This window comes from Brachybacterium sacelli, assembly GCF_017876545.1.
GTDB classification, from domain to species: domain Bacteria; phylum Actinomycetota; class Actinomycetes; order Actinomycetales; family Dermabacteraceae; genus Brachybacterium; species Brachybacterium sacelli.
In genome coordinates this window covers 2322824-2346958 of sequence record NZ_JAGIOD010000001.1, presented here as the reverse complement: position 1 = coordinate 2346958, position 24135 = coordinate 2322824, and the positions used below count along the sequence as shown (strand labels likewise).

The following is a 24135-nucleotide window of genomic DNA, read 5'->3' as shown; positions in this document are numbered from 1 at the left end:
CCCGGCTGCGCTCAGCGCTGTGACGCGGCGCCGAGATCGACCAGGATCGCCAGCGGGGTGCGCTGGCGGCCCTGACCGAGGGGGTTGTCGGCGAAGGTCGCCTCGAGCCGCTCGTACGGGGTGGACACGTCCGAGCCCAGCACGTTGCGCCCGATGTCGTTGGCATCCATGACGACGGTGCCCACGAAGCTGTCGCGCAGCGCGGCGGGGATGTCAGCCCCGCGGATCGCCGCCGAGAGGGTGGCGGCCACCGCGTCGGGATCCTTCGGGGGCAGCTTCGCGGAGACGTTCGACGGGAACGCCGAGTAGGGCGTCGGTCCGTCGATCGCCCGCACGTTCGCGCCCACGACCTCGTAGAACAGGCCGCGCTTGCCGATGACCTTGCCGGCCGCGCCGGCCGCAGAGGCCGCCACCACCCGCGGCAGGCCGACCTCGCGGATCGCCAGCTCCATGGTGGTGGGATCGCCCAGCCCGATGCCGGCCGGGGTGCGGGTGACGAAGCGGCTGAGGATCTTCGCGGCGGGCCGGGGGCGGATCTCCCAAGTGAACCAGGAACGGCCCTGCGTGATCGCGATGATCTTCTCGCTGATCACGAAGTACCAGGGGGACCCGGTGGGCACGACGTCCGCGGGCAGGGTGGCGGCGAAGCGCTCGACCCGCTCGCGCACCAGGGTCTCGAGATCGTCCTCGCGCGCCACGAGCTCGGTCTGCAGGGGCAGACGGCGCCAGGTGTGGCGGTCCGAGTCCGAGACCAGGTCGAGCTGCTTGTCCGCATTGGCGTCGTAGTCGCTCTTGGGCACCTCGACCTCCGGCTCGGCGACCGGCGGGGCCGAGGCCTCGAGGGCGGCCAGCTCCTCGGCAGCGGCCTCGTCCCCGAGGGACCGCGAGGAGCTCTCGGTGTCGTCGAAGAAGGTGCGCATCCACAGCTCGACGTTCAGCAGGCGCCAGAACATCATCGTGCCGTGGTTGCCGGGATGGGCGATGTAGTCCTCGAACAGCGCGATGACGCTGGGCGCGTCGAAGTAGGGACGGGACGCGAAGGACTCGGAGGTGAAGATCTCCAGCAGCTCCGGGGCGATGGTGCGGAACCACTCCCCCTCCGGGGTGGTGAACCCGATCTTGTTGCGACGCCGGGAGATCGCATCGGGCAGGATCCCGTCCATCGACTCGCGCAGGATCCGCTTGTTCCAGCCGTCATGGATGATCGCGGACTCGTCGAGGGAGAACAGGAACTTCAGCAGCTCCTTGTCGACGAAGGGCACACGGCCCTCGATGCTGAAGCGCATCGTGTTCTTGTCCTCGTAGCGCAGCAGCGAGGGCAGCGAGGAGCGGAAGGTGTCCTCGAGCAGGCGCTCCTTGAGGTCGTCCTGCACGCTGGTGACCTTCTCGGCGCTGTGCTCGGCGACGAAGCCGGAGTTCAGCAGCGCCTCGATCGGCACCGAGGTGCGCCCCGAGTATTTCGTGCGGGCGAGCTTGCGCAGGATGTCGCGGGAGCCGACGAGCTCGCCGGCGAGCTCCTTGAACCGCTTCTGACGGCGCAGCTGGCGCAGGTACACATAGAAGTACGGGTTGTACCCGGCCATCATCTCGTCGGCGCCCTGGCCGTCCAGGAGCACGGTCACGTGGTCACTGGCCTCGCGCATCACCGCGTACTGCGCGTACGGACCGGTGGAGATGATCGGCTCCTCCTGAGTGCGCACGAAGTCGCGCACGTCCTCGAGGAACGAGGTCGGCTGCGGATGGATCTTGTGCGCGGTGATCTGACCGGTGTAGTCCTCCAGCAGCGCGTCGACGTACCGCTCCTCGTCGTTGGAGGAGTTGGGGAAGACCGCCGAGAAGGTGTTCTGGCGGGCGCCCACGGCGCTGAAGCTCTCGTCCTGGGGCTGCTCACGCAGGTGGCGGGCGATGACGGCGGCGACCGCGCTGGAGTCCAGGCCGCCCGAGAGCGAGGTGCCCACGGGCACCTCGGACTGCAGTCGCAGTCGCACGGCATCCTGGAAGCGCTCGCGGTACTCCGTGACGACCTCGGGGCCGTAGGGGCGGCTGGGGCGCCCCGCGATCTCGCGCAGCTCCTCCTGCAAGGAGGTGAAGGGGGTGATCGAGGTGCCCTCGGCGCTGATCTCGAGGACCTGTCCCGGCATCAGGCGGCGCACGCCGTGGAAGAAGGTCTGGGAGTCGTCGTCCTGGACGCGGAACTTCAGGTAGCGGTAGACCGCGCGGTCGTCGGGGGCGGCCTCGAAGCGCTGCGCGGCCAGCAGGGCGCGTATCTCGGAGCCGAACAGGACCTGGGGACGGCCCGCCGCGGCCGCCTCGGTTCTCGGATCGATCCAGTAATAGAGCGGCTTGATGCCGAAGTGGTCGCGGGCGATGGTGACCGTCCCGGTCTCGGCGTCGTGGATCGCGAAGGCGAACATGCCGTTGAAGCGGTCGTAGGCCGCTGTGCCCCATTCGGCGTGCGCCTCGAGGAGCACCTCGGTGTCCGAGGCGGTGCGGAAGGTGTGGCCGAGGGACTCGAGCTCGGCGCGCAGCTCCAGGTAGTTGTACGTCTCGCCGTTGTACACGATGGTGTAGCGGCCGTCGGCGGTGGTCATCGGCTGGGCGCCGCCGGCGACGTCGATGATGGACAGGCGACGGTGCGCCAGGGCCGTCTGACCGTCGACGAACAGTCCTTCGCCGTCCGGGCCGCGGTGGGCGAGGGCGCTGTTCATCCGCCGGGCGATGCCCTCGGAGTCGGCGCCGAATCCGTAGCTGCCGGAGATTCCGCACATGGGACGAGTCCTTTCGAGGGGGACGGCTCCGATCCGCGAGGGCATCGCCACAGGTCGCGCGGCACCGGGATCGGCCGCCCGAGCTTATCAACGCCGCCGCCCCGCGGAGCCCAGGCGCGGCGTGACGTTCAGCTACCGCGGCGGACCAGTAGCAGATCCTCACCGTCGACGAGGATCTCCAGGTCATCGAGCGAGGTGACCAGGGCGTCCGCCAGCGGGCTCAGCTCCGAGGCGGGCGTGGTGCTCGTCACGGCGACGGTGCGGGCCCCGGCATCGGCTCCGGAGCGCAGCCCGCCGACGGAGTCCTCGAGGACGATGCTCGCCATGGGCCGGACCCCCAGTCGCTCGGCCCCGAGCAGGTACGGCGACGGATCCGGCTTGCCGCGCTCCACCTGGTCGGCGGTGACCAGCTGCGCGGGCTCCGGCAGCCCCGTGGTCCCCCAGCGTGCCGCGAACAGCGGGCGGGTGCAGGAGGTGACGATCGCCCAGGTATCGCGGCCCAGCTGCTGGGCCGCGGCATCCAGCTCGCGCAACAGCCGCTGCGTGCCCGGCAGCGTCACGATGGAGTCGACGTCGGCGATCTCGAGCCGCTCGATGCGCGCGTGCGCGTCGTCGAGCTCCGCGGCGCTGAGCGCGGGCATCAACTCGGCGAGCACCTGACGGGCCGGCCGGCCGTGCTGGGCGTGCCCGAACTCGAGGTCGGTGTCGTACTCGTGCAGCAGCGTGTTCCAGGCACGCTCGACCGAGGGACCGGAGTCGATCAGGGTGCCGTCCATGTCCAGCAGGAGGGCCTGGGCGCGCAGCGGGAGCGCATCGGTGGACGAGAGCGCGTCGGAGGTGTCCTCGGGAGCCGTCATGGCCCCACGATCTCACATCGCAGCGCGGACACAGGCTCGGTGTCCGCCCTGGTGACCCGTACAGTATGGACCATCATGACGGCCGCTTCGCATCCCCAGGACCCCCCGGTCCGCGACGCCCCGGACCGGCTCGGCGCCCTGCGCCGCACAGGCTTCTCGATCGGGCTCGCGACGGGTCTGTACGGCATCTCCTACGGAGCCCTCGCCACGGCCTCGGGACTCGACGTCTGGCAGGCGATGGTCCTCTCGGCGGTGATGTTCACCGGCGGCAGCCAGTTCGCCTTCATCGGCGTGCTGGGCGGGGGCGGCTCCGCCTTCGGCGCGGCGCTCGCCTCCCTCCTGCTGGGGGTGCGCAACACCCTCTACGGGCTGATCCTCGCCCCGTCCCTCCCCCGACGGGGTTGGAAGGGGCTGGCCCGGGTGCAGCTGACGATCGACGAGTCCGCGGCGCTCGCGGCGAGCGGCACCGACGACGAGTCCCGGCGCACCGGGTTCTGGGCCGCCGGGGTGTGGGTCTACGTCTTCTGGAACGTGTTCTCCCTGGTGGGCGCCGTCGCGGGGCAGCACATCGCGGATCCGTCGGCCTGGGGGCTCGACGCCGCGGCGGCCGCGGCCTTCCTCGCGCTGCTGTGGCCGCGCCTGCGCTCCCACGACGCGGTCGCGATCGCGGTGGCGGCGGCCTTCGTGGCCCTGGTGACCACTCCGGCGCTTCCCGCCGGGCTGCCGGTGCTGGCTGCGGCGCTGGTCGCGGTCGTGGCCGGCCTGCTCCCGCGCGGAGCGAAGCAGGAGGAGACCCGATGAGCATCGTGTGGATCGCGGTGATCGCCGCGTCCGTGCTGTCCTTCGCCCAGAAGTGGGTGGGCTATCAGGCACCACCCGATGTGCTCGAGCGTCCCCGGATCGCCCGGATCACCACGATGCTCCCGATCGCCCTGCTGGGTGCGCTGGTCGCGACCCAGGCGGCGACCAGCGGCGTCGAGATCGTGCTCGACGCCCGGCTGGCCGCGCTCGGGGTGGCCGTCGTGCTGCTGGCGCTGCGCGCCCCGTTCCTGGTGGTCGTGATCGGGGCGGCCCTCGTCGCGGCCGGCCTGCGCGCCCTCGGGTGGGGCTGAGGCCACGGGGACCGGTCAGCTCTGGTCGGCGTCGATCGCGTGCCGGGTCGCCATCCGCGCCCCCTTGCGGTCGCGCAGGGCGTCATAGGCGAGGGCGAGGCGGAACCATGCCGCCCAGTCCTGGTCGCCGCCGCTCAGGACCGCTCCCCGGGCGGCCTCGAACTCGGCGCGCGGGTCGCCGTCGACGGCCTGGGCCGGCGGGGAGTACCGGCGCGAGAGCCCCGCGGCGCGCAGGCCGAAGAGCACCTCCCGCCAGATCACCCAGAGGGTCAGGGCCAGCAGGATCACGATGCCGAGCGCGAGCCCGTATCCCAGGGCGCCGCCGGCGCGCAGGAAGCCCCAGGCGATCCAGCCCAGGCCCCAGCAGTACGCAGCGCTGATCAGCACCAGCGCGGCGACGAAGATCTTCTGTCGCATCGTCCCGCCCGGCCTCAGCCGAGGTCCATGTAGCCGTCCAGGCCCACGGTGAGGCCAGGGTGCGCCGCGACCTCCCGCACGCCCAGCAGCACCCCGGGCATGAAGCTCGCGCGGTCGAAGGAGTCGTGGCGGAGCTGGAACTGCTCCCCGGGCCCGCCGAACTGGACCACCTCGTGCGCGACCAGGCCGCGCTGGCGCACCGCGTGGACGTGGATCCCGTCGACGACCGCGCCGCGGGCACCGTCCGGATCCTTCGCGGTGGCGTCGGGCACGGGGCCGAGCCCGGCGGCGGCCCGGCCGCGGGCGATGGCGGATGCGGTGTGTCGGGCCGTGCCGGAGGGGGCGTCGAGCTTGTCCGGGTGGTGCATCTCGATCACTTCGGCGCTGTCGTAGTAGCGGGCGGCCGCCCCGGCGAAACGCATGGCGAGCACGGCGCCGATCGCGAAGTTCGGGGCGATCAGCACCCCGACTCCCCCGACCCCCGCCAGCTGACTGCGCAGAGCCTCGAGGGACTCCTCGGTCCACCCCGTCGTGCCGACCACGCAGTGGATGCCGTGGTCGACGAGCCAGCGCACGTTCTCGGCGGTGACGGCGGGGACGGTGAGGTCGACGGCGACCTGCGCATCGGCCTCTGCGATCTTCTCCAGCGGGTCCTCGCGGCCGATCCGCGCCACCAGCTCGAGGTCCTCGGCCTCCTCGACGGCGCGGCAGGCCTCGGAGCCCATGCGGCCTCCGGCGCCGAGCACGGCGACGCGCAGCGGGGTGGGGTCGGTGGGGGTCATGGTGTTCTCCTGGGGTTCGGGGACGAAGGGGGTGCGGGTGCTCTCAGGCGTCGGGCCCGATCTCGACCCGGGTGCTGAAGGACTCACCGAGACGGGCGGCCAGGTCGCGCACGGCCGGTGCGTCGACCTGGGAGATCTTCGCCAGCGTCTCGTCGACGCTCGTGTATCTGCCGTGGACCAGTTCGATCGTGCCCAGGCGGCCCATCCGGCTGCTGGTGTCCTCGAGGCCGAGGGCGAAGGTCCCGGTGATCTGACCCTTCGCCCGGCTCAGCTCGTCCTCGCCGATGCCGTCCGCACCCATCTGCGTGAGCTCGGCGGCGAGCAGGTCGACCACCTGGCCGGTGCGGCCCGGACGGCAGGCGGCGTAGAGGCCGAACAGTCCGACGTCGCGGTACCCGGCGGTGAAGGAGTACACGGAATAGGCCAGTCCGCGCTGCTCACGGATGTGCTGGAACAGGCGCGAGGACATGCCGCCGCCGAGGACGGACATCAGCACCGACAGGGTGTGGCGGTCCTCGCTGACCGCGCTGATCCCGGGGCCGCCGAGGTAGATGTGGTTCTGCTCGGCCGGGCGCACCAGACGGTGCGGGGCGATCGCGCCGACGTCGGCGCCGACGGTGGGGGCGGGCCCGACGGCACCGGCCCCGCTCGGCCGGTGGGTGGGCAGGGACCCGGATTCCAGGGACCAGCCTCCCCGGCGCAGCCCCGCGCCCAACAGCTCGGCGAGCTCGTCGTGATCGATGTCGCCGACGGCGGTGACCACCAGGTTGTCGGGGCGGTAGTGCTCCCGGTAGTGAGCACGCACGTCCTCGATGTCCAGGGAGCTCACGTTCGAGACGGTGCCGCCGACGGGCCGGCCGACGGCGGTGTCGGGGCCCAGCACGTCGGACAGGAAGGTCTCGTAGCCGACGTCGGTGGGATCGTCCTCGGCCATGGCGAGCTCTTCGAGGATCACCTCGCGCTCGGTCTCCAGCGCCTCGGGGGTGAGCAGGCTCGCGGTGATCATGTCGGTGAGCACGTCGATCGCCATCGGGACGTCGGCCGAGCGCACCCGGCCGTAGTAGAGGGTGTGCTCCTTGGCGGTGACGGCGTTGGAGTCACCGCCGACCTCGTCGAAGGCGGTGGCGATGTCCATCGCGGTGCGACGTCCGGTGCCCTTGAACAGCAGGTGCTCGAGGGCGTGCGTGGACCCCGCGTGCTCGGGGCGCTCGTCCCGGGAGCCCACCGGCAGCCAGAGTCCGAGGGAGGCGCTGCGCACGCTGCGATCGGTCTGCGTCAGCAGGCGCACCCCGCCGGGCAGGACGCTGCGCCGCACCCCGGAGGCGGCATCGAGCATCACGTCGGAGGTGGGGTCGTCGAAGGCGAGGTCGGAAGGCATCGATCGATTGTTCCACGCCGGAGGAGATGGTGATCGCGGGGTTCGTCACCGGCGGACACCCACGCAGCAGGACGGGGAGGCACCGCGCGGCGCCTCCCCGTCCTGGGAGGAGAGCGGCCTCAGGCCGCTGCGAGACTCACTCCTGCTCGGAGGTGCCCTCCTCGGAGCTCGTCTCCTCGTCCTCGCTCACGGCCAGCGAGATCTTGCCGCGGGCGTCGATCTCGCGGATCTCGACCTCGAGCTTCTGGCCGACCTTGGCGACGTCCTCGACGTTCTCGACCCGCTTGCCGCCGTTCAGCTTCCGCAGCTGGGTGACGTGGAGCAGGCCGTCCTTGCCCGGGGTGAGGGAGACGAAGGCGCCGAAGTCGACCACGCGCACCACGGTGCCGAGGTAGCGCTCGCCGACCTCGGGGACCATCGGGTTGGCGATGGCGTTGACCGCAGAGCGTGCGGCCTCGGCCGAGGGGCCGTCGGTCGCGCCGATGTACACGGTCCCGTCGTCCTCGATGGTGATGTCGGCGCCCGTGTCGTCCTGGATCTGGTTGATCATCTGGCCCTTGGGGCCGATGACCGCGCCGATCTTGTCGACGGGGACGGTGACCGCGAGCACGCGCGGGGCGTGCGGGCTCATCTCGTCGGGCGCGTCGATCGCCTCGTGCAGCACACCGAGGATCGCCAGGCGAGCCTCCTTGGCCTGCGACAGGGCGCTGCCCAGCACGGAGGCGGGGATGCCGTCGAGCTTGGTGTCCAGCTGGATCGCGGTGATGAACTCGCTGGTACCGGCGACCTTGAAGTCCATGTCGCCGAAGGCGTCCTCGGCACCGAGGATGTCGGTGAGCGCCGCATAACGGGTCTCACCGTCGACCTGGTCGGAGATCAGGCCCATGGCGATGCCCGCGACCGGCGCGCGCAGCGGCACCCCGGCGTTGAGCAGCGCCAGGGTCGAGGCGCACACGGAGCCCATCGAGGTGGAGCCGTTGGACCCGAGGGCCTCGGAGACCTGACGGATCGCGTAGGGGAACTCCTCGCGGCTGGGCAGCACCGGCACCAGGGCCCGCTCGGCGAGCATGCCGTGGCCGACCTCGCGACGCTTCGGGGAGCCGACGCGGCCGGTCTCACCGGTGGAGTAGGGCGGGAAGTTGTAGTGGTGGACGTAGCGCTTGTGCTTGACCGGCGACAGTGCGTCGATCTGCTGCTCCATCTTGAGCATGTTCAGTGTGGTGACGCCCATGATCTGGGTCTCGCCACGCTGGAACAGGGCCGAGCCGTGCACTCGCGGGAGCACCTCGACCTCGGCGGAGAGCGCACGGATGTCGCGCAGGCCGCGGCCGTCGATGCGGACACCGTCCGTGAGCACCTTGCGACGCACGACCTGCTTGGTCAGCGCGCGGAACGCTCCGCTGACCTCCTTCGCGCGACCCTCGAGCTGCTTGTCCGGGCCGGCGAGCTCCTCGGTGACCTCGGCCAGCAGCGTCTCGGTGCGCTCCTCGCGCTCCGTCTTCGCGGCGATCGACATGACCTCGGCGAGCCGGTCGGTGGCGGCGGCGGAGACGACCTCGTAGGCGTCCTCCTGGTGGTCCAGGAACAGCGGGAACTCGCGGACCGGCTTGGCGGCGGCAGTGGCCAGCTCCTGCTGTGCCACGCACAGGCTGCGGATGAACACCTTCGCGGCCTCGAGGCCCTCGGCGACGATCTCCTCGGTGGGGGCGATCGCGCCCTGCTCCTTGACGAGGTTCCAGGAGTTGTCGGTGGCCTCGGCCTCGACCATCATGATCGCGACGTCCTGGTTGCCCTCCGCGTCATCGACGATGCGGCCGGCGACGACCATGGAGAACACGGCCTCGTCGAGCTGGCTGAAGGTCGGGAACGCGACCCACTGACCGCCCTGGGCGGTCGGCACGAGCGCGATGCGCACGGCGCCGATCGGCCCCGAGAAGGGCAGGCCGGAGATCTGGGTGGAGGCGGAGGCGCCGTTGATGCCGACGACATCGTAGGCGTCGTCCGGGCCGTTGGCCAGGACAGTCAGCACGACCTGGACCTCGTTGCGCAGACCCTTGACGAAGGCCGGGCGCAGCGGGCGGTCGGTGAGTCGGGCGGCGAGGATCGCGTCGGTGCCGGGGCGACCCTCACGCCGGAAGAACGAGCCGGGGATGCGGCCCGCGGCGTACATCCGCTCCTCGACGTCGATGGTCAGCGGGAAGAAGTCGAACTGGTCCTTGGGACGGTTCGAGACGGCGGTGGCCGACAGCAGCATGGTGTCGTCGTCGAGGTAGACGGCGACGGCGCCGGCGGCCTGCTGGGCGAGACGCCCAGTCTCGAAGCGGACCTCGCGGCGGCCGAACGAGCCGTTGTCGATGACCGCGGTCGTCGCGGTGATGTCAGGGCCTTCCATGGCCATGGGTGATCTCCTTCGTCAGGGGGTGCCCCTGCCGGTGCGGCCTTCGCCAGTCACGCGCGGTGCGCCGGGGAACCGGGAGCTCCCGGTTGCCGGACCGCAGGTCACTGCCGAGGACCGAACCTGGTCGGGGACGGGGGTCGAATCGCCCGCCGGAGGGCGGGCAGACGCAGCCGCCGCCCGCCCGGAGGGCGAGCGGCGGATGGTGTCAGCGGCGGATGCCGAGGCGCTGGATCAGCGAACGGTACCGCTCGATGTCGTTGCTCTGCAGGTACTTCAGAAGACGCTTGCGCTGACCGACCAGCAGCATCAGACCACGACGCGTGTGATGGTCGTGCTTGTGGGTCTTCAGGTGCTCGGTCAGGTACTTGATGCGGTGGGTCAGGAGCGCGGCCTGGACCTCGGGCGAACCGGTGTCGCCCTCGGCGGTCGCGTACTCCTTGATGATCTCCTGCTTGGTGGCGGTGTCGAAGGCCATGGCTCTCCTGAGGTCGTTGCGCGGCGCACCGGGACCTGCTGTCCCGGGCTCTCTGGACGAGCGTCACCCCGGCCTGCTGAGCACGCACGTCCTCGACGGATGCGGCAGATAGGGGCGGACGAACTCTCCGCGGCCGATTTTCACGGCCTGCGCAGGATATCAGTCGGTCATGGCGGGACGGGAGTGCACCGTCCCGAGAGTGCGGCGGGTCACCTCGACGTCGTGCCGCATCTCCTCGACCAGGGCGTCGACCGATTCGAAGGTGAGGGTGGGGCGCTGGAAGGCCACGAACTCGAGCCGGACCCGATCACCGTAGAGATCGAGGTCATGGGCGCCGTGGACGTAGGCCTCGACGGTCCGCCGCGGCGTGCCGTCGACCTCGAAGGTCGGGTTCGTCCCGATGGAAATGGTCGCGGGCGCCCCGGTCAGCGGCGGGGTCCCGGCATGGGCGGGATCCTGCGCGATGACGGTGAGGTGGCCGGCGTAGACGCCGTCGGCGGGGATCAGGCCGTCTGGCGTCGGTCCCAGGTTCGCGGTCGGGAAGCCGAGCTCGCGGCCGCGCTGGTACCCGTGGCGGACGGTGTCGGTCACGGTGTGGAGGCGGCCCAGGCCCTCCGCCGCGCTCTCGACGTCCCCGGCCAGGAGCTCGGCGCGGATCGCCGAGGAGGAGATGCGACCGCTGCCCTCCCCCTCCGGGCCGAGGTCGGCGACGGTCACGACCTCGAAGCCGTACCGCCGGCCGAGCTCGCGCATGGTCTCGATGTCTCCCGAGTTGCCCCGCCCGAACAGGGCGTCCTCCCCGAGGACCACGCACCGCGCACCGAGTCCCTCGACGAGGAAGATCCGCACGAAGTCCTCGGGCGCGTGCTGGGCGAACTCCAGGGTGTACTCGAGGTCGAGCACTCCCCCGACCCCGGCGAGCAGCAGGAGGCGGTCGCGGTCCGCGTGCCCGGTGATCAGCGGGGGTTCGGCGACACCGCGCATCACATGACGCGGATGCGGCCAGAAGGTGAGGGCGACCGGGGTGAGCGAACGGGCTTCGGCGTGGCGCAGCAGCTGATCGAGGACGAAGCGGTGGCCGCGGTGGATCCCGTCGTAGTTGCCGATCGACACGGCCGTCGCCCCGAGGTCGGCGGGCACGTCCTGGACGGAGTGCCAGATGGGGGTGCGGGTCACGGCGCGGTCATGTCCTTCCAGGGCCGGGTGCGCTCTCGCACCCACGGGCGACGCGCCGGTCGAGCACGCGCATCGGTGCCCGAATATCGCGTGACACCGGCACACACTGTAACGCCCGCCCGCGGGCGCCGTGCCCGCGGGACCGGCCGTCGACCCTCGTCGTGGCGTGATGCGCACGCCACGAGGTCGGCTCCCGCCGCCGTGGCGTGACCGAGCTGTGACGAAGGTCGGTGTCCGAGCCGTGTCTCCGCGCGTGCGCGCTCCGTTATCCTGACGGATAAGGCGGTGCCGGGGAGGGACCCCTGTGCCCTCCCGAGTTTCCTGCGGGGGCTGACACGACGGCCGCTGAGAACGGATCGATTTCCATGACGAACGTGACCGACCCGGCCGCGATGGGCGGCCCGTCCCGACCCACCGACCGCCACGGCCGTCGACGGGCGCTGATCATCCTCGGCGCCGTCATCGCCGTCCTCGCCGTCGTCCTCACCGGCGGCGCACTCGCCTATGCCAAGCAGTTCGAGGGAAAGGCCCTGCCGGGCACCACGGTGCTCGGACAGGACGTGGGCGGGAAGACCCCGGAGGAGATCGCCGCCCTCGTGGCCGAGCAGGGCGAGTCGGTGACCGTGACGGTCACCGCCGGGGACCAGGAGCAGGAGGTCTCCCTCGCGGATCTCGGGGTGAGCGTGGATGCGGAGTCCACCGGGAAGGCCGCGGTCGAGACCGAGGACTCCTTCGGCGAGATCATCTCCTCCACCTGGTCCGGCGAGCATCCCGTGGATCCGGTGGTCACCATCGACGAGGCCGCTGTCGCGGACTTCGCCACCGGGCTCGTTCCCGAGGACAAGACCCAGCCGGTCGACGCCGAGGTCACCTTCGACGAGGATGCGCAGGACTGGAAGGCAGTGCCCGGCACCGCGGGCCAGGGCGTGGATCCTCAGGTCATGGTGGACTCCGTGAAGAAGCAGGCACCCGCGCTGGAGGACTTCAGCGTGGAGCAGCCGATCGAGGACATCGCTCCGACGATCACCACCGCGGACGCCGAGGAGACGGTGGGCAGCCTCTCCTCCCTGCTCGAGCAGCCGATGTCGATCGAGGGTGCCGACGGCACCACCCACGACGTCTCCCCCGAGCGTCGCAGCAGCTGGCTCTCGGTCGCTCCCGACGACTCGGGCAAGGCCCTGGCGGTGTCGGTCGACGAGGACGCGGTGCGCGAGTGGGTCTCCACCCAGGCCGAGCAGGACTCCGTGGAGGTCAAGGACGGCATCGAGCAGGTCGACGAGGACGGCAAGGTCGTCAAGGTCGTCGCCGAGAAGCAGGACGGCCTGAAGATCACCAACTCCGACAAGGTCGCCGAGGAGCTGATCGCGGCGCTGACCGGCAGCTCCCCCCTCGAGGCCGCCTTCGAGACGAAGAAGGTCGAGGCCGAGGTCGAGGAGGTCGACTCCCCGTCGGAGGACAAGGACGGCAAGGACGGCAAGGACGACAAGGGCAAGGACGAGGAGTCCAAGGACGACGAGGACTCCGAGCAGGCCCCCGATCCCACCGGGGAGAAGTGGATCGACGTCGACCTCAGCAACAAGACCGTCACCGCCTACGTCGGCGACACGCCGGTGTGGGGTCCGCGCTCGATGGTCGACGGCAAGGAGGGCAATGAGACGCCCACCGGCTCCTACGAGATCTACCTCCGCCACGACCAGCAGGACATGACCAATGCCGCCTACTACCCCGAGGGGCACCCGAAGTACTACCTGACCGAGGACGTGCCCTGGGTGCAGTACTTCCATCACGGGTACGGCTTCCACGGCGCGCCCTGGCGCTCCTCCTTCGGGTACTCCGGCTCGCACGGCTGCATCAACCTGCCGGTCTCCGATGCCAAGTGGCTGTACGACTGGGCCTCGATGGGCACCCGCGTCGAGGTCCACACCTGAGGCGACCTCGCCCGGACCACCGAGAAGAAGGCCTCCCCCGCTCGTCGGGGGAGGCCTTCTTCTTCGCTGGTCGTCGCTGGTCGCCGCTGGTCGCCGCGGCGGCCGGTCAGCTGCGGGCGTCGGCCGGGACCACCAGCACGGGGCGCCAGTGCTCGCCCTGGGGACGCAGCACGGCGCACAGGATGCCACCGGGACCGAGAGCGGCGACCAGCTCGCCCTCCTCGTCCGCGCTGCGGGGGCCCCTGCGCGTGCCGGTGGGCGGCGGGGCCGGCTCGGCGGTGCGCGGGATGCGCCGGCCGTCGGCGAGATCACGGGCGCCCTGCTCGTCGACGTCGAGGGTGGCCAGCACCCGGGCCGCGCTGTCCCCCAGCCCGTGCAGCGGCAGCTCGACGTCGTCTCCCTCGCCGCGGGCGGGGACGTGCACGGCGTCCCGGGCGGCGAAGGGCCCGATGCGGGTGCGGCGCAGCGCGGTGAGATGCCCGCCGACGCCGAGTGCGGCGCCGAGGTCGCGGGCCAGGGCGCGCACGTAGGTGCCCGAGGAGCACGTGATCACGGCGTCGAGGTCGACGAACGGACCCTCGGTACGGCGGGCGGTGATCTCGAAGCGGGAGATCCGCACGGGCCGTGCGGCGAGCTCCACGTCCTCGCCGGCCCGCGCCCGGGCGTAGGCGCGCCGGCCGTCGACCTTGATGGCACTGACGGTGGAGGGGATCTGCTCGATGTCACCGCGCAGGGGCTCGAGCTGCTCCTGGATCGCGGCGTCGGCGAGTCCGGTCGCATCCCGGACCTCCCCGAGCTCCTCGCCCTCCTGGTCGTCGGTGGTGGTCCCACGGCCCAGCCGGATCGTGGCCACGTAGGTCTTGTCCAGGCCCACGAGATGGGTGAGCAGCCGCGTTCCCTGGCCGATGCCGAGGATCAGCAGACCGGTGGCCATGGGGTCCAGGGTGCCGGCGTGGCCGACCTTCTTGGTGCCCAGCAGCCAGCGCACCCGGGCGACGACGTCATGACTGGTGCGGTCCGGCGCCTTGTCGACCAGCAGGATCCCGTGCGGGGAGCTCACACGTCCTCGCGGCCGGACTCGTCGGAGGTGTCCTCGTCGTCCTCGTCGTGGGGGGTGCGGTAGGGGTCCGCCTCCCCGGCGTAGGCGGCACCCTCCTTCGAGCGGGCGAGCTCGGCGTCGCGGCCCCGGGCCTCGCTGAGGAGGCCCTCGATGACGCGCGCGTTCTCCGGAACCGCGTCCGCGATGAACTCGAGGGACGGGGTGAGGCGGACGCCGGTCTGGCGGCCCACCTCGCGGCGCAGCATCCCGGTGGCGCTGACGAGCGCGGCCGCGGTGCCCTCGCGCTCCTCCTCGGAGCCGAAGACGGTGTAGAAGACGGTGGCGTGCTGGAGGTCGCCGGTGACGCGCACGTCGGTGATGGTCACGAACCCGAGCCGGGGGTCCTTGACCCGGGTGTCGAGCATCGTCGCGACGATGACCTTGATGCGGTCGGCGAGCTTGAGGGCGCGGGGATTGTCGTTCATGGTCGGTCAGCCTCCTGGTCGGCGTCGAGAGCGGCGAGCTGCTCGAGCTGGGGGTGGTCGGTGGGGACCGCGAGCAGGACGTCGCGGTCGATGGAATGGTCCACGCGGTGGCGGAAGGCGCCGTCGTGGCTGAGGAGGCGGAGGCCGGCGTCGGCGAGCACCTCGCGCGCCGCGCCGTGGTCGAGGGTGCGTCGGTTGACGGCGAGGGCCAGGCCTGCTCCGTCGCGCAGCAGGCGGCGCCATCCCGCGGCGGCGGTGCGCAGCACCTCCAGCGGGGAGCGCTGCCAGGAGCCGCCGGCACGGGCGCCGTGCTGGACTCCGTAGGGCAGATCCGCCACGAGCGCGTCGATGCTGCGGTCCGGCAGCAGCTCGCCCAGGCGGGAGGTGTCGCAGCCGAGCACGGTCACCGTCTGGCCCCGCCCTGCCCGCAGGGCCTGCTTGTCGGGCGCGAGCTCGACGTCGAGGCGGGGGCCGAGGTGCTCGCCGTGCACGGTGAGCTTCGTGGCGGACAGGGTGTGCTTGTAACGGTGCTCTCTCAGCCAGGTGGACAGGAAGGCCCGGTAGGCCTCGTGGTCGGTGCGATCGAGGTCAGCTCCGCGCGGGCTGAGGCCGAGCCGCACGGCCCGGTTCAGCGTGGTGCCGCGTCCGCACAGGGGGTCGAGCAGGGACAGGGAGCCGTCGAACAAGCCGGCACGGCGCGTGCTCAGGGCGGCGGCGAGGTTCACCAGCAGTGCGGTGAACTGCTCGTTGGTCTTGCCTGGGTAGCGCAGGATGGTCTCCAGGTCCGCGGGGTGGTGGAGCACCTCGGGCAGGGACCGTGGTCGCAGCAGCGGGGTCTCGGGGTCGTCCTGGGCGACGTCGAGCACCCCGAGCGTCGCCGAGAGGGAGCCCAGCAGAGCATCGGTGACGGCCGCGTCCGCGCCGTCGGGCAGGCGGATCTCCAGGGCGTCCATGCCGCCCACGCATCTCTCCCGCACGTCGGCGACGGTCCCGAGATGAGCACCGAGGACCCAGCGGGTCTCCGCGCGGGCCAGCGGCCCGGCGGCGTCGGTGTAGACACGGTTGGCCGACGGGGCACGGAGGAGGAGGGACGTCGCGTGCATGCGCCTCTCCTCCCCCGCCTCGACTCCCGGGCGAGGTGCTCGCCCGAGAGTCGTCGGATCAGCTTCGGGGCTTCTCCTGCATCTCGTACGTCGTGATGACGTCACCGATCTGCAGGTCGTTGAACGACCCCAGGTTGACACCGCACTCGTAGCCCTCGCGGACCTCGGTCACGTCGTCCTTGTAGCGACGCAGACCGGCGATCTCGAGGTTCTCCGTGACCACGACGCCGTCGCGGGTGATGCGGGCCTTCCCGCCGCGCCGGATGAGGCCGCCGCGCACGATGGAGCCGGCGATGTTGCCGAACTTGGAGGAGCGGAAGACCTCGCGGATCTCCGCCGAGCCCAGCTCGACCTCCTCGTACTCCGGCTTGAGCATGCCCTTGAGGGCCTGCTCCACCTCGTCGATGGCGTTGTAGATGACCGAGTAGTACTTGATCTCCACGCCCTCGCGGTCGGCGTACTCCGCGTTGGGGCCCTCGGCCCGCACGTTGTAGCCGACGATGATCGCGTCCGAGGCGACGGCGAGGTTGATGTTGTTCATCGTGATCGCGCCGACGCCGCGGTCGATGATGCGCAGGTCCACGCCCTCGCCGACCTCGATGCCCAGCAGCGATTCCTCCAGGGCCTCCACGGCACCGGCGGCGTCACCCTTGAGGATGAGGTTGAGGGTCTCGACCTTGCCCTCGGCCATGGACTTGGTGATGTCCTCGAGGCTGACGCGCTTGCGGGCCTTGGACAGCGACGCGGCACGCTTGGCGGCCTCGCGCTTCTCGGCGATCTGGCGGGCGGTGCGCTCGTCCTGGGCGACCAGGAAGGAGTCACCGGCGCCGGGCACCGAGGTCAGGCCGAGCACCTGCACGGGCCGGGAGGGGCCCGCCTCGGTGACGGTGTCGCCGTTCTCGTCGAGCATCGCGCGGACACGGCCGTGGCCGATGCCGCACACGATCGCATCACCCACGTGCAGGGTGCCCTGCTGGACCAGCACCGTGGCGACCGGGCCGCGACCGCGGTCCAGGTTGGCCTCGATGGCCACGCCACGCGCGTCCTTGTCGGCGTTCGCGGTGAGCTCGAGGGCGGCGTCCGCGGTCAGCAGGACCGCCTCCAGCAGCGCCTCGATGTTCTGGTTCTCGCGGGCGGAGACGTCGACGAACATCGTGTCGCCGCCGTACTCCTCGGCGATCAGGTTGTACTCGGTCAGCTGCTGGCGGACCTTCTGCGGGTTCGCCTCGGGCTTGTCGATCTTGTTGACCGCGACCACGATCGGCACGTTCGCCGCCTGGGCGTGGTTGAGCGCCTCGATGGTCTGCGGCATCACGCCGTCATCGGCCGCGACCACGAGGATCGCGATGTCGGTGACGTCGGCGCCACGGGCACGCATGGCGGTGAACGCCTCGTGGCCCGGGGTGTCGATGATGGTCAGCGAACGCTCTACGTCCTCATGCTCCACCGGCACCTGGTAGGCGCCGATGTGCTGGGTGATGCCGCCGGCCTCGCCCGAGCCGACCGTCGCCTTCCGGATCGTGTCCAGCAGACGGGTCTTGCCGTGGTCGACGTGACCCATGACGGTCACGACCGGCGGCCGCGGGATGCGGTCCTCCGCGCTCTCCTCGGCGAGCTCGGCATCGAGGTCGATGTCGAACTGCTCGAGCAGCTCGCGCTCCTCGTCCTCCGGGGAGACGATCTCGATCTTGTATCCCAGCTCGGTGCCGAGCAGGTCGAAGGTGACCTCGTCGAGGGACTGGGTGGCCGTGGCCATCTCGCCCATCGCGAACAGGACCGTGATCAGTGACGCGGGGTTGACGTCGATGCGGTCGGCGAAGTCGGTCAGCGACGCACCGCGGCGCAGACGGATCGGGGTGCTGCCGTCACCGCGCGGGATGGAGACGCCACCGGGCGCGGGCGCCTGGTGCTGCTGCTCGAACTCCTGACGCTTCGCGCGCTTGGACTTGCGCGAGCGCGCGGGCTTCCCGCCGCGGCCGAAGGCACCCTGGGTGCTGCCGCGACCGCCGCGGCCGCGCGGGCCGCCGCCACCGCCGCCGGCAGGAGCGCCGCCACCGGGACGAGCGCCGCCGGGTCCGGGACGTCCGCCGCGACCGCGACCGCCGCCGCCGGCGCCGCCGCCGCCCGGGCGGGCATCGGCGAGACCACCGTGGGAGTGCTGACGCATGATGCCGGGGGTCGGCATCCCGGGACGGGGGCCGTCCGAGCCGGACCCGGCACCCTCGCGGGGCGGACGACCGGCGCCGGCCTGGTCGCCGCCGCGACCCTGACCCTGGCCCTGCGGGCGGGATCCGGGGCGGGGCATGCCCTGCGAGCTGGCGAAGGGGTTGTTGCCGGGGCGGGGACCGCCCGGACGCGGGCCGCCGCCGTCACGCTGCGGGCGTCCGCCGCCCTGGCCCGGCTTGCGGGCGCCGGCGCGGGGCATGCCCTGCGAGCTGGCGAAGGGGTTGTTGCCGGGGCGTGCACCGCCGGGCTTCGGGGCGGCGGGACGCTCGCCTCCGGGCTTCGGGGCGCTCGGACGTTCGCCCCCGGGCTTGGGGGCGCCGGGGGCCAGCTCCTCCGACGCGGGAGCGGACTCGGCGGGGGCCTGTGATGCCGTGGGCTCGGCCGGGGTCTCCGGCTCCTGCGACACGGCGGGCTTCTCGGTGGAGGGCTCCTCGGCGGCGGGGGCCGGGGCAGCGGGTTCCTCGTCGGCCGGCGCAGGGGCCGCGGCGGGCTTCGCGCCGGGCTTCGGCGCACCGCCGGGCTTGGGGGCGCCTCCGGGCTTGCGCGCCGGGGACGGCTTGCCGGAGTTGCCGGCGGACGTATCGTCCCCACCCTTGGCGGGGAGCTCCTCGCGCAGGCGGCGGGCGACGGGGGCCTCGATGGTCGAGGAGGCGGAGCGAACGAATTCGCCCATGTCCTGCAGCTTCGACAGAACGACCTTACTGGGGTGTCCGAGCTCCTTGGCGAGCTCGTGGACGCGGACCTTAGCCACTTTTCTCCTGTCTCGGTCCGGCCGACAAGAGGGCGCGGACCATTAGTTCCTGAGGGTGCTCATGGGTGAGTACTCATCGGATGTCCATGGGTTCTTCTACCTGTTCCACGTTCGGGTGAAATCGGGGCTCTCGAGCTCCCGGGCCAGCGGCCCGGTGTCGACCGCACCGCGGAAGGACCGGGCGAAGCCGCCCCGCCGCAGGGCGAGGTCGAGACATGACGTGTCGGGGTGGAGCCACGCACCGCGGCCGGCGGCCGATCCGGTGGGATCGGGACGGACCCGCGGGGCAGCGCCGCCGGGAGCGGACTCCCGGACCAGACGCACCAGCTGATCGCGCGGGGCCACCTGACGACAGCCCACGCACGTGCGTTCGGGACGGGAGGGGGACGAGTGGGTGACCACGCCTCCACCTCCGTTCCGAGCACCTCCGCCGTGGCGGGTGCAGGACCGCGGACGGTCTGCACGACACCTCGGCGAACAGCCTCCCCAGTGTAGCGGACCCGCTGCGACCCGCCGTCACCCGGGAGGTATGAGCCACACCTCAGGCTCGACCCGACCGCCTGATCGATCAGGCTTCGACCACCGTGCCTGCGGTCGGATCGCCCTCGGGGCGGATGTCGATCTTCCATCCCGTGAGCTTCGCGGCGAGGCGGGCGTTCTGCCCGTCCTTGCCGATCGCGAGCGAGAACTGCCCCTCGGGGACGATCGCACGGACCGCACGGCCCGCCTCGTCGATCACCGTCACGCTGGAGACCTTCGAGGGCGAGAGCGCATTGGCGACGTAGGTCGCGGGATCTTCGTCGAAGTCGACGATGTCGATCTTCTCCCCGGCCAGCTCGTTCATCACGGAGCGCACGCGCGCGCCCATCGGGCCGATGCACGAGCCCTTCGCGTTGACCCCGGGCACGGTCGCGTGCACGGCCATCTTGGTGCGATGCCCGGCCTCGCGGGCCAGGCCCGCGATCTCCACGGTGCCGTCGGCGACCTCCGGCACCTCGAGGGCGAACAGGCGGCGCACCAGGTTCGGATGCGAGCGCGAGAGCGTGATCTGAGGGCCCTTCGGGCCGCGACGCGCCTCGGTGACGTAGGCACGCAGCCGGCGACCGTGGGAGTAGTCCTCCCCCGGCACCCGCTCGTGAGGCGGCAGCACGGCCTCGACCTCGCCGAGATCGACGAGCACCATGCGCGGATCACGGCCCTGCTGGATGATGCCGGAGACGATGTCGTCGGCCCGGTCGGCGTACTCGCCGAGCACCGCGTCGTCCTCGAGGTCGCGGATGCGTTGGAAGATCACCTGGCGCGCCGTGGAGGCGGCCACGCGCCCGAAGTTCTCGGGGGTGTCGTCCCACTGCTCGAGGACGTTGCCCTCCCCGTCACGCTCCCGGGCGAGCACCGCGACCTCGCCGGTGGACTCGTCGATCAGCACCTCAGAGTCCCTCACGGGATGATCGGTGTGCAGGTAGGCGGCGTGCAGAGCCGAGCGGATCGCGTCCAGCAGGACGGGCAGGCGGATGTCCCGCTCGCGCTCGAGGGCCCGCAGGGCACCCATGTCGATGTCCATCTCAGCTCTCCTTCGATGCGGTGTGGTCGGCGTCAGCGATCAGCTGCGCGAGGTCGTCGGGCGGGTCGAACTCGATCTCCACCCGGGCCGAGTCGACCTCGGCACGCGGGATCTCGAGGTGCTCGGCGGTGCCTGCGGGCAGACGGCGCGGACGGCCGCGATCGTCCCGTCCCGGCTCCTGGCGCAGCAGCAGCACGTCGCCGGCGGTGACGCCGAGCAGGCGTGCGCGGTACTGCGTGCCCTCGGCGACGCGCAGGGTCAGCAGGCGGCCCCGGGAGCGACGGAAGTGCCGGGCGGCGGTGAGCTCGCGCTCCACACCGGGGGTGGTGACCTCGAAGACGACGGGATCGGGCCCGAGCAGGGAGTCGTCGGCGTCGATCAGCGCGCCCAGCTCCCGCGAGGCGGTGGTGACGGTGTCGAGATCGGCGCTGCCCAGGCGGTCCTCGGGGAGGTCCACGATCAGTCTCACCTCCGGGCGCGTCCGGGGGCCCGCCACCACGATCTCCTCGAGCACGAGGTCATGGGGCGCCAGGATCCCGGCCGCGGCCTCCCGCAGGGCGGTGTGGTCCTCGGGACCGTCGAGGTCGCTCATCGCTCGCTCACCTCCTCCTGCGTATGGATGCCTGTGCACACCGGGGGCGATGCCTCGGTGTGCTCCCAGGATAGTGGCCGCGAAGCCCCGGTGCCTCCCCGGGAGGTCCCGATGCGAGAATCCTCCTGTGATGCGTCCCGATCGCCCGTCTCGCAGGTTCCCTTCAGCCCGTCGACCGACCCGACGCCGGCTGCTGGCCTCGGGCGCCGTCGGCGCGCTCGCCCTGCCCGCCGTGCTGTCCGGCTGCGGGACGATCCGCCTCGGCGGGCCGGAGCGGTACACGCCCCCGCCCCCGGGGATCGACGACCTCTTCCGGACCGATCTGCTGGCGCTGCTCGACCGGGCCGTCGCCGGGCGTGACGCGCTGGCGGAGGCGACGGGCGGCACCGGCGAGACGGACCCCGCGCTGGCGACGGTGCTCGAGGACCTCGCGTCGGCCCTGCCCGTCCAGCGCACCGCGCTGCTGACCGGGGCTCAGCACGAGCAGGAGCAGCAGAAGGCCACGGATCCCGCGGTGCCGTCCTCGCCCGCTCCCCCGGACTCGCCGCAGGACGCGGCGGGACTGGTCGCCGTCCTCGTCGAGCTGCGGGAGACCGCCGCCGACGCCGCCCGGCAGGTCTCCGGGTCCCTCGCCCGGCCGGTGGCCGCGATCGGCGCCCGGACCGCCTGGAGCGTGCACGGCCTGCAGCGGGCGGCGCAGGCCGGTGAGGTGCCCTCCCTCCGCAACGCCGAGGAGATCACGCCGAGCCGCGAGGTGCCCGAGACGGATCCCCCGTCGATCGGCGCCGAGGTGGACTACCACTCCACGATCGAGCGGGCCCAGCAGCAGGAGTGGTATGCAGGGTACGTCCACGAGGTGCTCGCCGCCCGCACGGGCGGCGCGGAGCGCGAGGAGCACCTGACCCTCAGCGATCGCCATCGCCGGCGGGCCGAGACCCTGGGCGGGATCGCCGAGGAGGACGGTGCCCCGGTCGTGGCGCGGCAGGCGGTCTACGCGCTGCCGGGCGGCGAGCTCGACCAGCAGACGGCCGACTCTCTGCCCGCGCTGCTGGCCCGCGAGCTGCTGGTCGACCATGTCGCCCTGGTGGGGGCGGCTCCCTTCGCCCGCCGCCCCCTGCCCATCCTCGCGGCGATGCAGGAGGCGGAGGTGCTGGTGGGTCGCGTCGAGGAGATGCGGCCGCTGCCGAGCCTGGAGGCCGAGGAGGGCCCGGTCAGCGACGGCGGCTGAGCGACGGCCCGGCCACGGGGGTCAGGCTCCGTGGTCGCTCCCGGAACGGACCGCCGCGAGGACGGCCTCGACCACGTCGGTCGGTGCGACCTCCTCGAGGGACCCGCTCGCGCGGTCGCGGACCTCGACCACCCCGGTGGCCAGCCCTTTGCCGACCACCACGGAGGTGGGCACGCCGAGCAGCTCGGCATCCTTGAACTTCACACCCGGGGAGACCTTCGGACGGTCATCGTAGAGCACCTCGAGGCCTCGGGCCTCGAGCTCGGCACCGATCCGCTCGGCCTCCTCGTACACCTCCTGCCCCTTGCCGGTGGCCATGATGTGCACGTGCGCCGGGGCGATCTGGCGCGGCCACACCAGGCCCTTCTCGTCATGGTGGAGCTCGGCGATCGCCGCCACCGCCCGCGTGACCCCGATCCCGTAGGACCCCATCGTCACGACGACGGACTTGCCGTGCACGTCGAGGACCCGCAGGTCCAGCGCCTCGGCGTACTTGCGTCCGAGCTGGAAGATGTGCCCCATCTCCATGCCGCGGGTCAGGCGCAGCGGGCCGGATCCGTCCGGGGCGGGGTCGCCGTCGCGCACCTCCGCGGCCTCGATGTAGCCGTCCGGGGTGAAGTCGCGTCCGGGCACCACGTCCACGGTGTGCACGTCCGGTGCCAGAGCGCCGACGACCCAGCGGGTCCCCTCGGCCGCGCGCGGGTCGATCAGCACCTTCACGCCCGAGGGGGAATCCTCCCCCAGTCCGACCGGTCCGATGAACCCCTTGGTGAGCACGGGGTGGGCCGCGAAGTCCGCCTCGGTGAAGGGCACCGCTGTGGCCGGCGCGAGCGCCGCCTCGAGCCGCTTGGGATCGGCGTCGCGGTCCCCCGGGATCATCACCAGCAGCGGCTGGCTCGAGCCGCCCGGGTGATGGAGCATGTACACGAGGGCCTTGAGCGTGTCGGACCGCTCCCAGGCTCTCCCGTCCTCGCGCGGCTCCTGGGCGTTGAGGTGCTCCACGAGGCTCGCGATGGTGCCGGTCCCGGGGGTGGTGATGTCGCGCGCGGGCGGCAGCGCGGCCCTCGCCGCGGCGTCCAGCGGCGCGGGGCCGAGCGTGGTGACGGCCTCGACGTTCGCGGCGTAGCCGCCGTCGGAGACCACGAAGGTGTCCTCGCCGACGGTGGTCGGATGGAGGAACTCCTCGGAGCGGGAGCCGCCCATGGCGCCGGCGTCGGCCTGGCAGATCACCGTCGGCAGTCCGAGCCGGTCGAAGGTGCGCTGATAGGCCCCGCGCTGCTTCTCGTAGGAGACGTCCAGACCCGCGTCGTCGATGTCGAAGGAGTAGGCGTCCTTCATCACGAACTCGCGCGTGCGCAGCAGTCCCGCCCGGGGCCGCGCCTCGTCGCGGAACTTGGTCTGGACCTGGTACAGCATGGTCGGCAGGTCCTTGTAGGAGTGGAAGAGGTCCTTCACCGTCAGGGTGAACACCTCCTCGTGGGTGGGGGCGAGCAGGTAGTCGGCCTGCTTGCGGTCCTGCAGCCGGAACAGCGTCTGCCCGTACTCCTCCCACCGCCCGGTCGCCTCATAGGGCTCCCGCGGCTGCAGCGCGGAGAAGACCAGCTCCTGACCACCGATGCGGTCCTGCTCCTCACGCACGATCTGCTCGACCTTGCGCAGCACCTTCAACCCGAGCGGCAGCCAGGTGTACACCCCGGGGGCGCTGCGACGGATGTAGCCGGCGCGCACGAGCAGCCGATGGCTGGCGACCTCGGCGTCGGCCGGGTCCTCCCGCAGGGTGCGGACGAAGGACGACGACAAACGGATCATGGCGGGGCGGCCTCTCCTCGTGGACTGGAAGTCTCCGGAGGATCCTATCG

20 protein-coding genes are annotated in these 24135 nt (G+C 71.9%); 4 read left to right on the top strand and 16 right to left on the bottom strand.

Annotated elements, in window-relative coordinates:
- Positions 1-11 precede the first annotated feature (11 nt).
- Both asnB and JOF43_RS10550 read right to left on the bottom strand, forming a co-directional pair.
- Positions 12-2768 carry an asparagine synthase (glutamine-hydrolyzing) gene (gene asnB, locus JOF43_RS10555; RefSeq protein ID WP_209901830.1) on the bottom strand — a complete coding sequence of 919 codons (2757 nt, stop codon included), beginning with the start codon at positions 2766-2768 and terminating at the stop codon, positions 12-14.
- 128 nt (positions 2769-2896) lie between these two features.
- Positions 2897-3625 carry an HAD-IA family hydrolase gene (locus JOF43_RS10550; RefSeq protein WP_209901828.1) on the bottom strand — a complete coding sequence of 243 codons (729 nt, stop codon included), beginning with the start codon at positions 3623-3625 and terminating at the stop codon, positions 2897-2899.
- A gap of 75 nt (positions 3626-3700) precedes the next feature.
- On the opposite strand from JOF43_RS10550, the gene JOF43_RS10545 reads away from it, so the two are divergent.
- Complete coding sequence (locus tag JOF43_RS10545) at positions 3701-4426, top strand: AzlC family ABC transporter permease (protein WP_209901826.1); 726 nt, start codon at positions 3701-3703, stop codon at positions 4424-4426.
- On the top strand, positions 4423-4737 hold the full coding sequence (locus JOF43_RS10540) for an AzlD domain-containing protein (protein ID WP_209901824.1): 315 nt from the start codon (positions 4423-4425) through the stop codon (positions 4735-4737). The genes JOF43_RS10545 and JOF43_RS10540 overlap by 4 nt, the downstream gene beginning before the upstream one ends.
- Before the next feature lie 15 nt (positions 4738-4752).
- Here the strand turns inward: JOF43_RS10540 and JOF43_RS10535 are convergent, their stop codons facing one another.
- The 6 genes from JOF43_RS10535 to JOF43_RS10510 form a co-directional block, all read right to left on the bottom strand.
- Positions 4753-5154, bottom strand: coding sequence for a hypothetical protein (locus tag JOF43_RS10535; protein WP_209901823.1), 402 nt, complete (start codon positions 5152-5154; stop codon positions 4753-4755).
- Between the two features lie 14 nt (positions 5155-5168).
- The gene (dapB, locus tag JOF43_RS10530; protein ID WP_209901821.1) at positions 5169-5936 is read right to left on the bottom strand and encodes a 4-hydroxy-tetrahydrodipicolinate reductase; all 768 of its coding nucleotides are present in this window, start codon (positions 5934-5936) and stop codon (positions 5169-5171) included.
- A gap of 43 nt (positions 5937-5979) precedes the next feature.
- Positions 5980-7314, bottom strand: a complete 1335-nt coding sequence (locus tag JOF43_RS10525) for a M16 family metallopeptidase (RefSeq protein ID WP_209901819.1) — start codon at positions 7312-7314, stop codon at positions 5980-5982.
- A 136-nt stretch (positions 7315-7450) separates the two neighbouring features.
- Positions 7451-9706 (bottom strand): polyribonucleotide nucleotidyltransferase, encoded by a 2256-nt coding sequence (locus JOF43_RS10520; protein ID WP_209903258.1) that lies wholly within the window; start codon positions 9704-9706, stop codon positions 7451-7453.
- Positions 9707-9917: 211 nt separating this feature from the next.
- A complete protein-coding gene (gene rpsO / locus JOF43_RS10515; RefSeq protein ID WP_209901817.1) occupies positions 9918-10187 on the bottom strand; it encodes a 30S ribosomal protein S15 in 270 nt (89 codons plus the stop codon).
- Between the two features lie 159 nt (positions 10188-10346).
- Positions 10347-11363, bottom strand: coding sequence for a bifunctional riboflavin kinase/FAD synthetase (locus JOF43_RS10510; protein WP_209901815.1), 1017 nt, complete (start codon positions 11361-11363; stop codon positions 10347-10349).
- 365 nt (positions 11364-11728) lie between these two features.
- Here JOF43_RS10510 and JOF43_RS10505 point away from each other — a divergent pair, with 365 nt between their 5' ends.
- The gene (locus JOF43_RS10505; protein ID WP_209901813.1) at positions 11729-13291 is read left to right on the top strand and encodes a L,D-transpeptidase family protein; all 1563 of its coding nucleotides are present in this window, start codon (positions 11729-11731) and stop codon (positions 13289-13291) included.
- A gap of 106 nt (positions 13292-13397) precedes the next feature.
- Here the strand turns inward: JOF43_RS10505 and truB are convergent, their stop codons facing one another.
- From truB to JOF43_RS10470, 7 genes are all read right to left on the bottom strand, one after another.
- Entirely contained in the window at positions 13398-14351 is a 954-nt protein-coding gene (truB, locus tag JOF43_RS10500; protein ID WP_342592143.1) for a tRNA pseudouridine(55) synthase TruB, read from the bottom strand.
- Positions 14348-14815: a 30S ribosome-binding factor RbfA gene (gene rbfA / locus JOF43_RS10495; RefSeq protein ID WP_209901811.1), complete on the bottom strand. Its 468-nt coding sequence runs from the start codon at positions 14813-14815 to the stop codon at positions 14348-14350. Before rbfA ends, truB begins: the two co-directional genes overlap by 4 nt.
- The gene (locus JOF43_RS10490) at positions 14812-15918 is read right to left on the bottom strand and encodes a TRM11 family SAM-dependent methyltransferase (protein WP_209901809.1); all 1107 of its coding nucleotides are present in this window, start codon (positions 15916-15918) and stop codon (positions 14812-14814) included. Before JOF43_RS10490 ends, rbfA begins: the two co-directional genes overlap by 4 nt.
- A 58-nt stretch (positions 15919-15976) precedes the next feature.
- Positions 15977-18895 (bottom strand): translation initiation factor IF-2, encoded by a 2919-nt coding sequence (gene infB / locus JOF43_RS10485; protein WP_209901808.1) that lies wholly within the window; start codon positions 18893-18895, stop codon positions 15977-15979.
- Positions 18896-18991: 96 nt separating this feature from the next.
- Positions 18992-19297, bottom strand: a complete 306-nt coding sequence (locus JOF43_RS10480) for a YlxR family protein (protein ID WP_209901806.1) — start codon at positions 19295-19297, stop codon at positions 18992-18994.
- Positions 19298-19463: 166 nt separating this feature from the next.
- Positions 19464-20456: a transcription termination factor NusA gene (gene nusA, locus JOF43_RS10475; RefSeq protein WP_209901804.1), complete on the bottom strand. Its 993-nt coding sequence runs from the start codon at positions 20454-20456 to the stop codon at positions 19464-19466.
- Position 20457: 1 nt separating this feature from the next.
- On the bottom strand, positions 20458-21048 hold the full coding sequence (locus JOF43_RS10470; RefSeq protein WP_209901803.1) for a ribosome maturation factor RimP: 591 nt from the start codon (positions 21046-21048) through the stop codon (positions 20458-20460).
- Between the two features lie 130 nt (positions 21049-21178).
- On the opposite strand from JOF43_RS10470, the gene JOF43_RS10465 reads away from it, so the two are divergent.
- Entirely contained in the window at positions 21179-22276 is a 1098-nt protein-coding gene (locus JOF43_RS10465; RefSeq protein ID WP_209901801.1) for a DUF4439 domain-containing protein, read from the top strand.
- A gap of 21 nt (positions 22277-22297) precedes the next feature.
- Here the strand turns inward: JOF43_RS10465 and JOF43_RS10460 are convergent, their stop codons facing one another.
- Positions 22298-24085 (bottom strand): proline--tRNA ligase, encoded by a 1788-nt coding sequence (locus tag JOF43_RS10460; RefSeq protein ID WP_209901799.1) that lies wholly within the window; start codon positions 24083-24085, stop codon positions 22298-22300.
- Between the last annotated feature and the right edge of the window lie 50 nt (positions 24086-24135).

Coding starts and splice junctions, on each gene's coding strand:
- asnB (WP_209901830.1), bottom strand. CDS start 2,768: ATGTGCGGAATCTCCGGCAGCTACGGATTCGGCGCCGACTCCGAGGGC.
- JOF43_RS10550 (WP_209901828.1), bottom strand. CDS start 3,625: ATGACGGCTCCCGAGGACACCTCCGACGCGCTCTCGTCCACCGATGCG.
- JOF43_RS10545 (WP_209901826.1), top strand. CDS start 3,701: ATGACGGCCGCTTCGCATCCCCAGGACCCCCCGGTCCGCGACGCCCCG.
- JOF43_RS10540 (WP_209901824.1), top strand. CDS start 4,423: ATGAGCATCGTGTGGATCGCGGTGATCGCCGCGTCCGTGCTGTCCTTC.
- JOF43_RS10535 (WP_209901823.1), bottom strand. CDS start 5,154: ATGCGACAGAAGATCTTCGTCGCCGCGCTGGTGCTGATCAGCGCTGCG.
- dapB (WP_209901821.1), bottom strand. CDS start 5,936: ATGACCCCCACCGACCCCACCCCGCTGCGCGTCGCCGTGCTCGGCGCC.
- JOF43_RS10525 (WP_209901819.1), bottom strand. CDS start 7,314: ATGCCTTCCGACCTCGCCTTCGACGACCCCACCTCCGACGTGATGCTC.
- JOF43_RS10520 (WP_209903258.1), bottom strand. CDS start 9,706: ATGGAAGGCCCTGACATCACCGCGACGACCGCGGTCATCGACAACGGC.
- rpsO (WP_209901817.1), bottom strand. CDS start 10,187: ATGGCCTTCGACACCGCCACCAAGCAGGAGATCATCAAGGAGTACGCG.
- JOF43_RS10505 (WP_209901813.1), top strand. CDS start 11,729: ATGACGAACGTGACCGACCCGGCCGCGATGGGCGGCCCGTCCCGACCC.
- rbfA (WP_209901811.1), bottom strand. CDS start 14,815: ATGAACGACAATCCCCGCGCCCTCAAGCTCGCCGACCGCATCAAGGTC.
- JOF43_RS10490 (WP_209901809.1), bottom strand. CDS start 15,918: ATGCACGCGACGTCCCTCCTCCTCCGTGCCCCGTCGGCCAACCGTGTC.
- nusA (WP_209901804.1), bottom strand. CDS start 20,456: ATGGACATCGACATGGGTGCCCTGCGGGCCCTCGAGCGCGAGCGGGAC.
- JOF43_RS10470 (WP_209901803.1), bottom strand. CDS start 21,048: ATGAGCGACCTCGACGGTCCCGAGGACCACACCGCCCTGCGGGAGGCC.
- JOF43_RS10465 (WP_209901801.1), top strand. CDS start 21,179: ATGCGTCCCGATCGCCCGTCTCGCAGGTTCCCTTCAGCCCGTCGACCG.
- JOF43_RS10460 (WP_209901799.1), bottom strand. CDS start 24,085: ATGATCCGTTTGTCGTCGTCCTTCGTCCGCACCCTGCGGGAGGACCCG.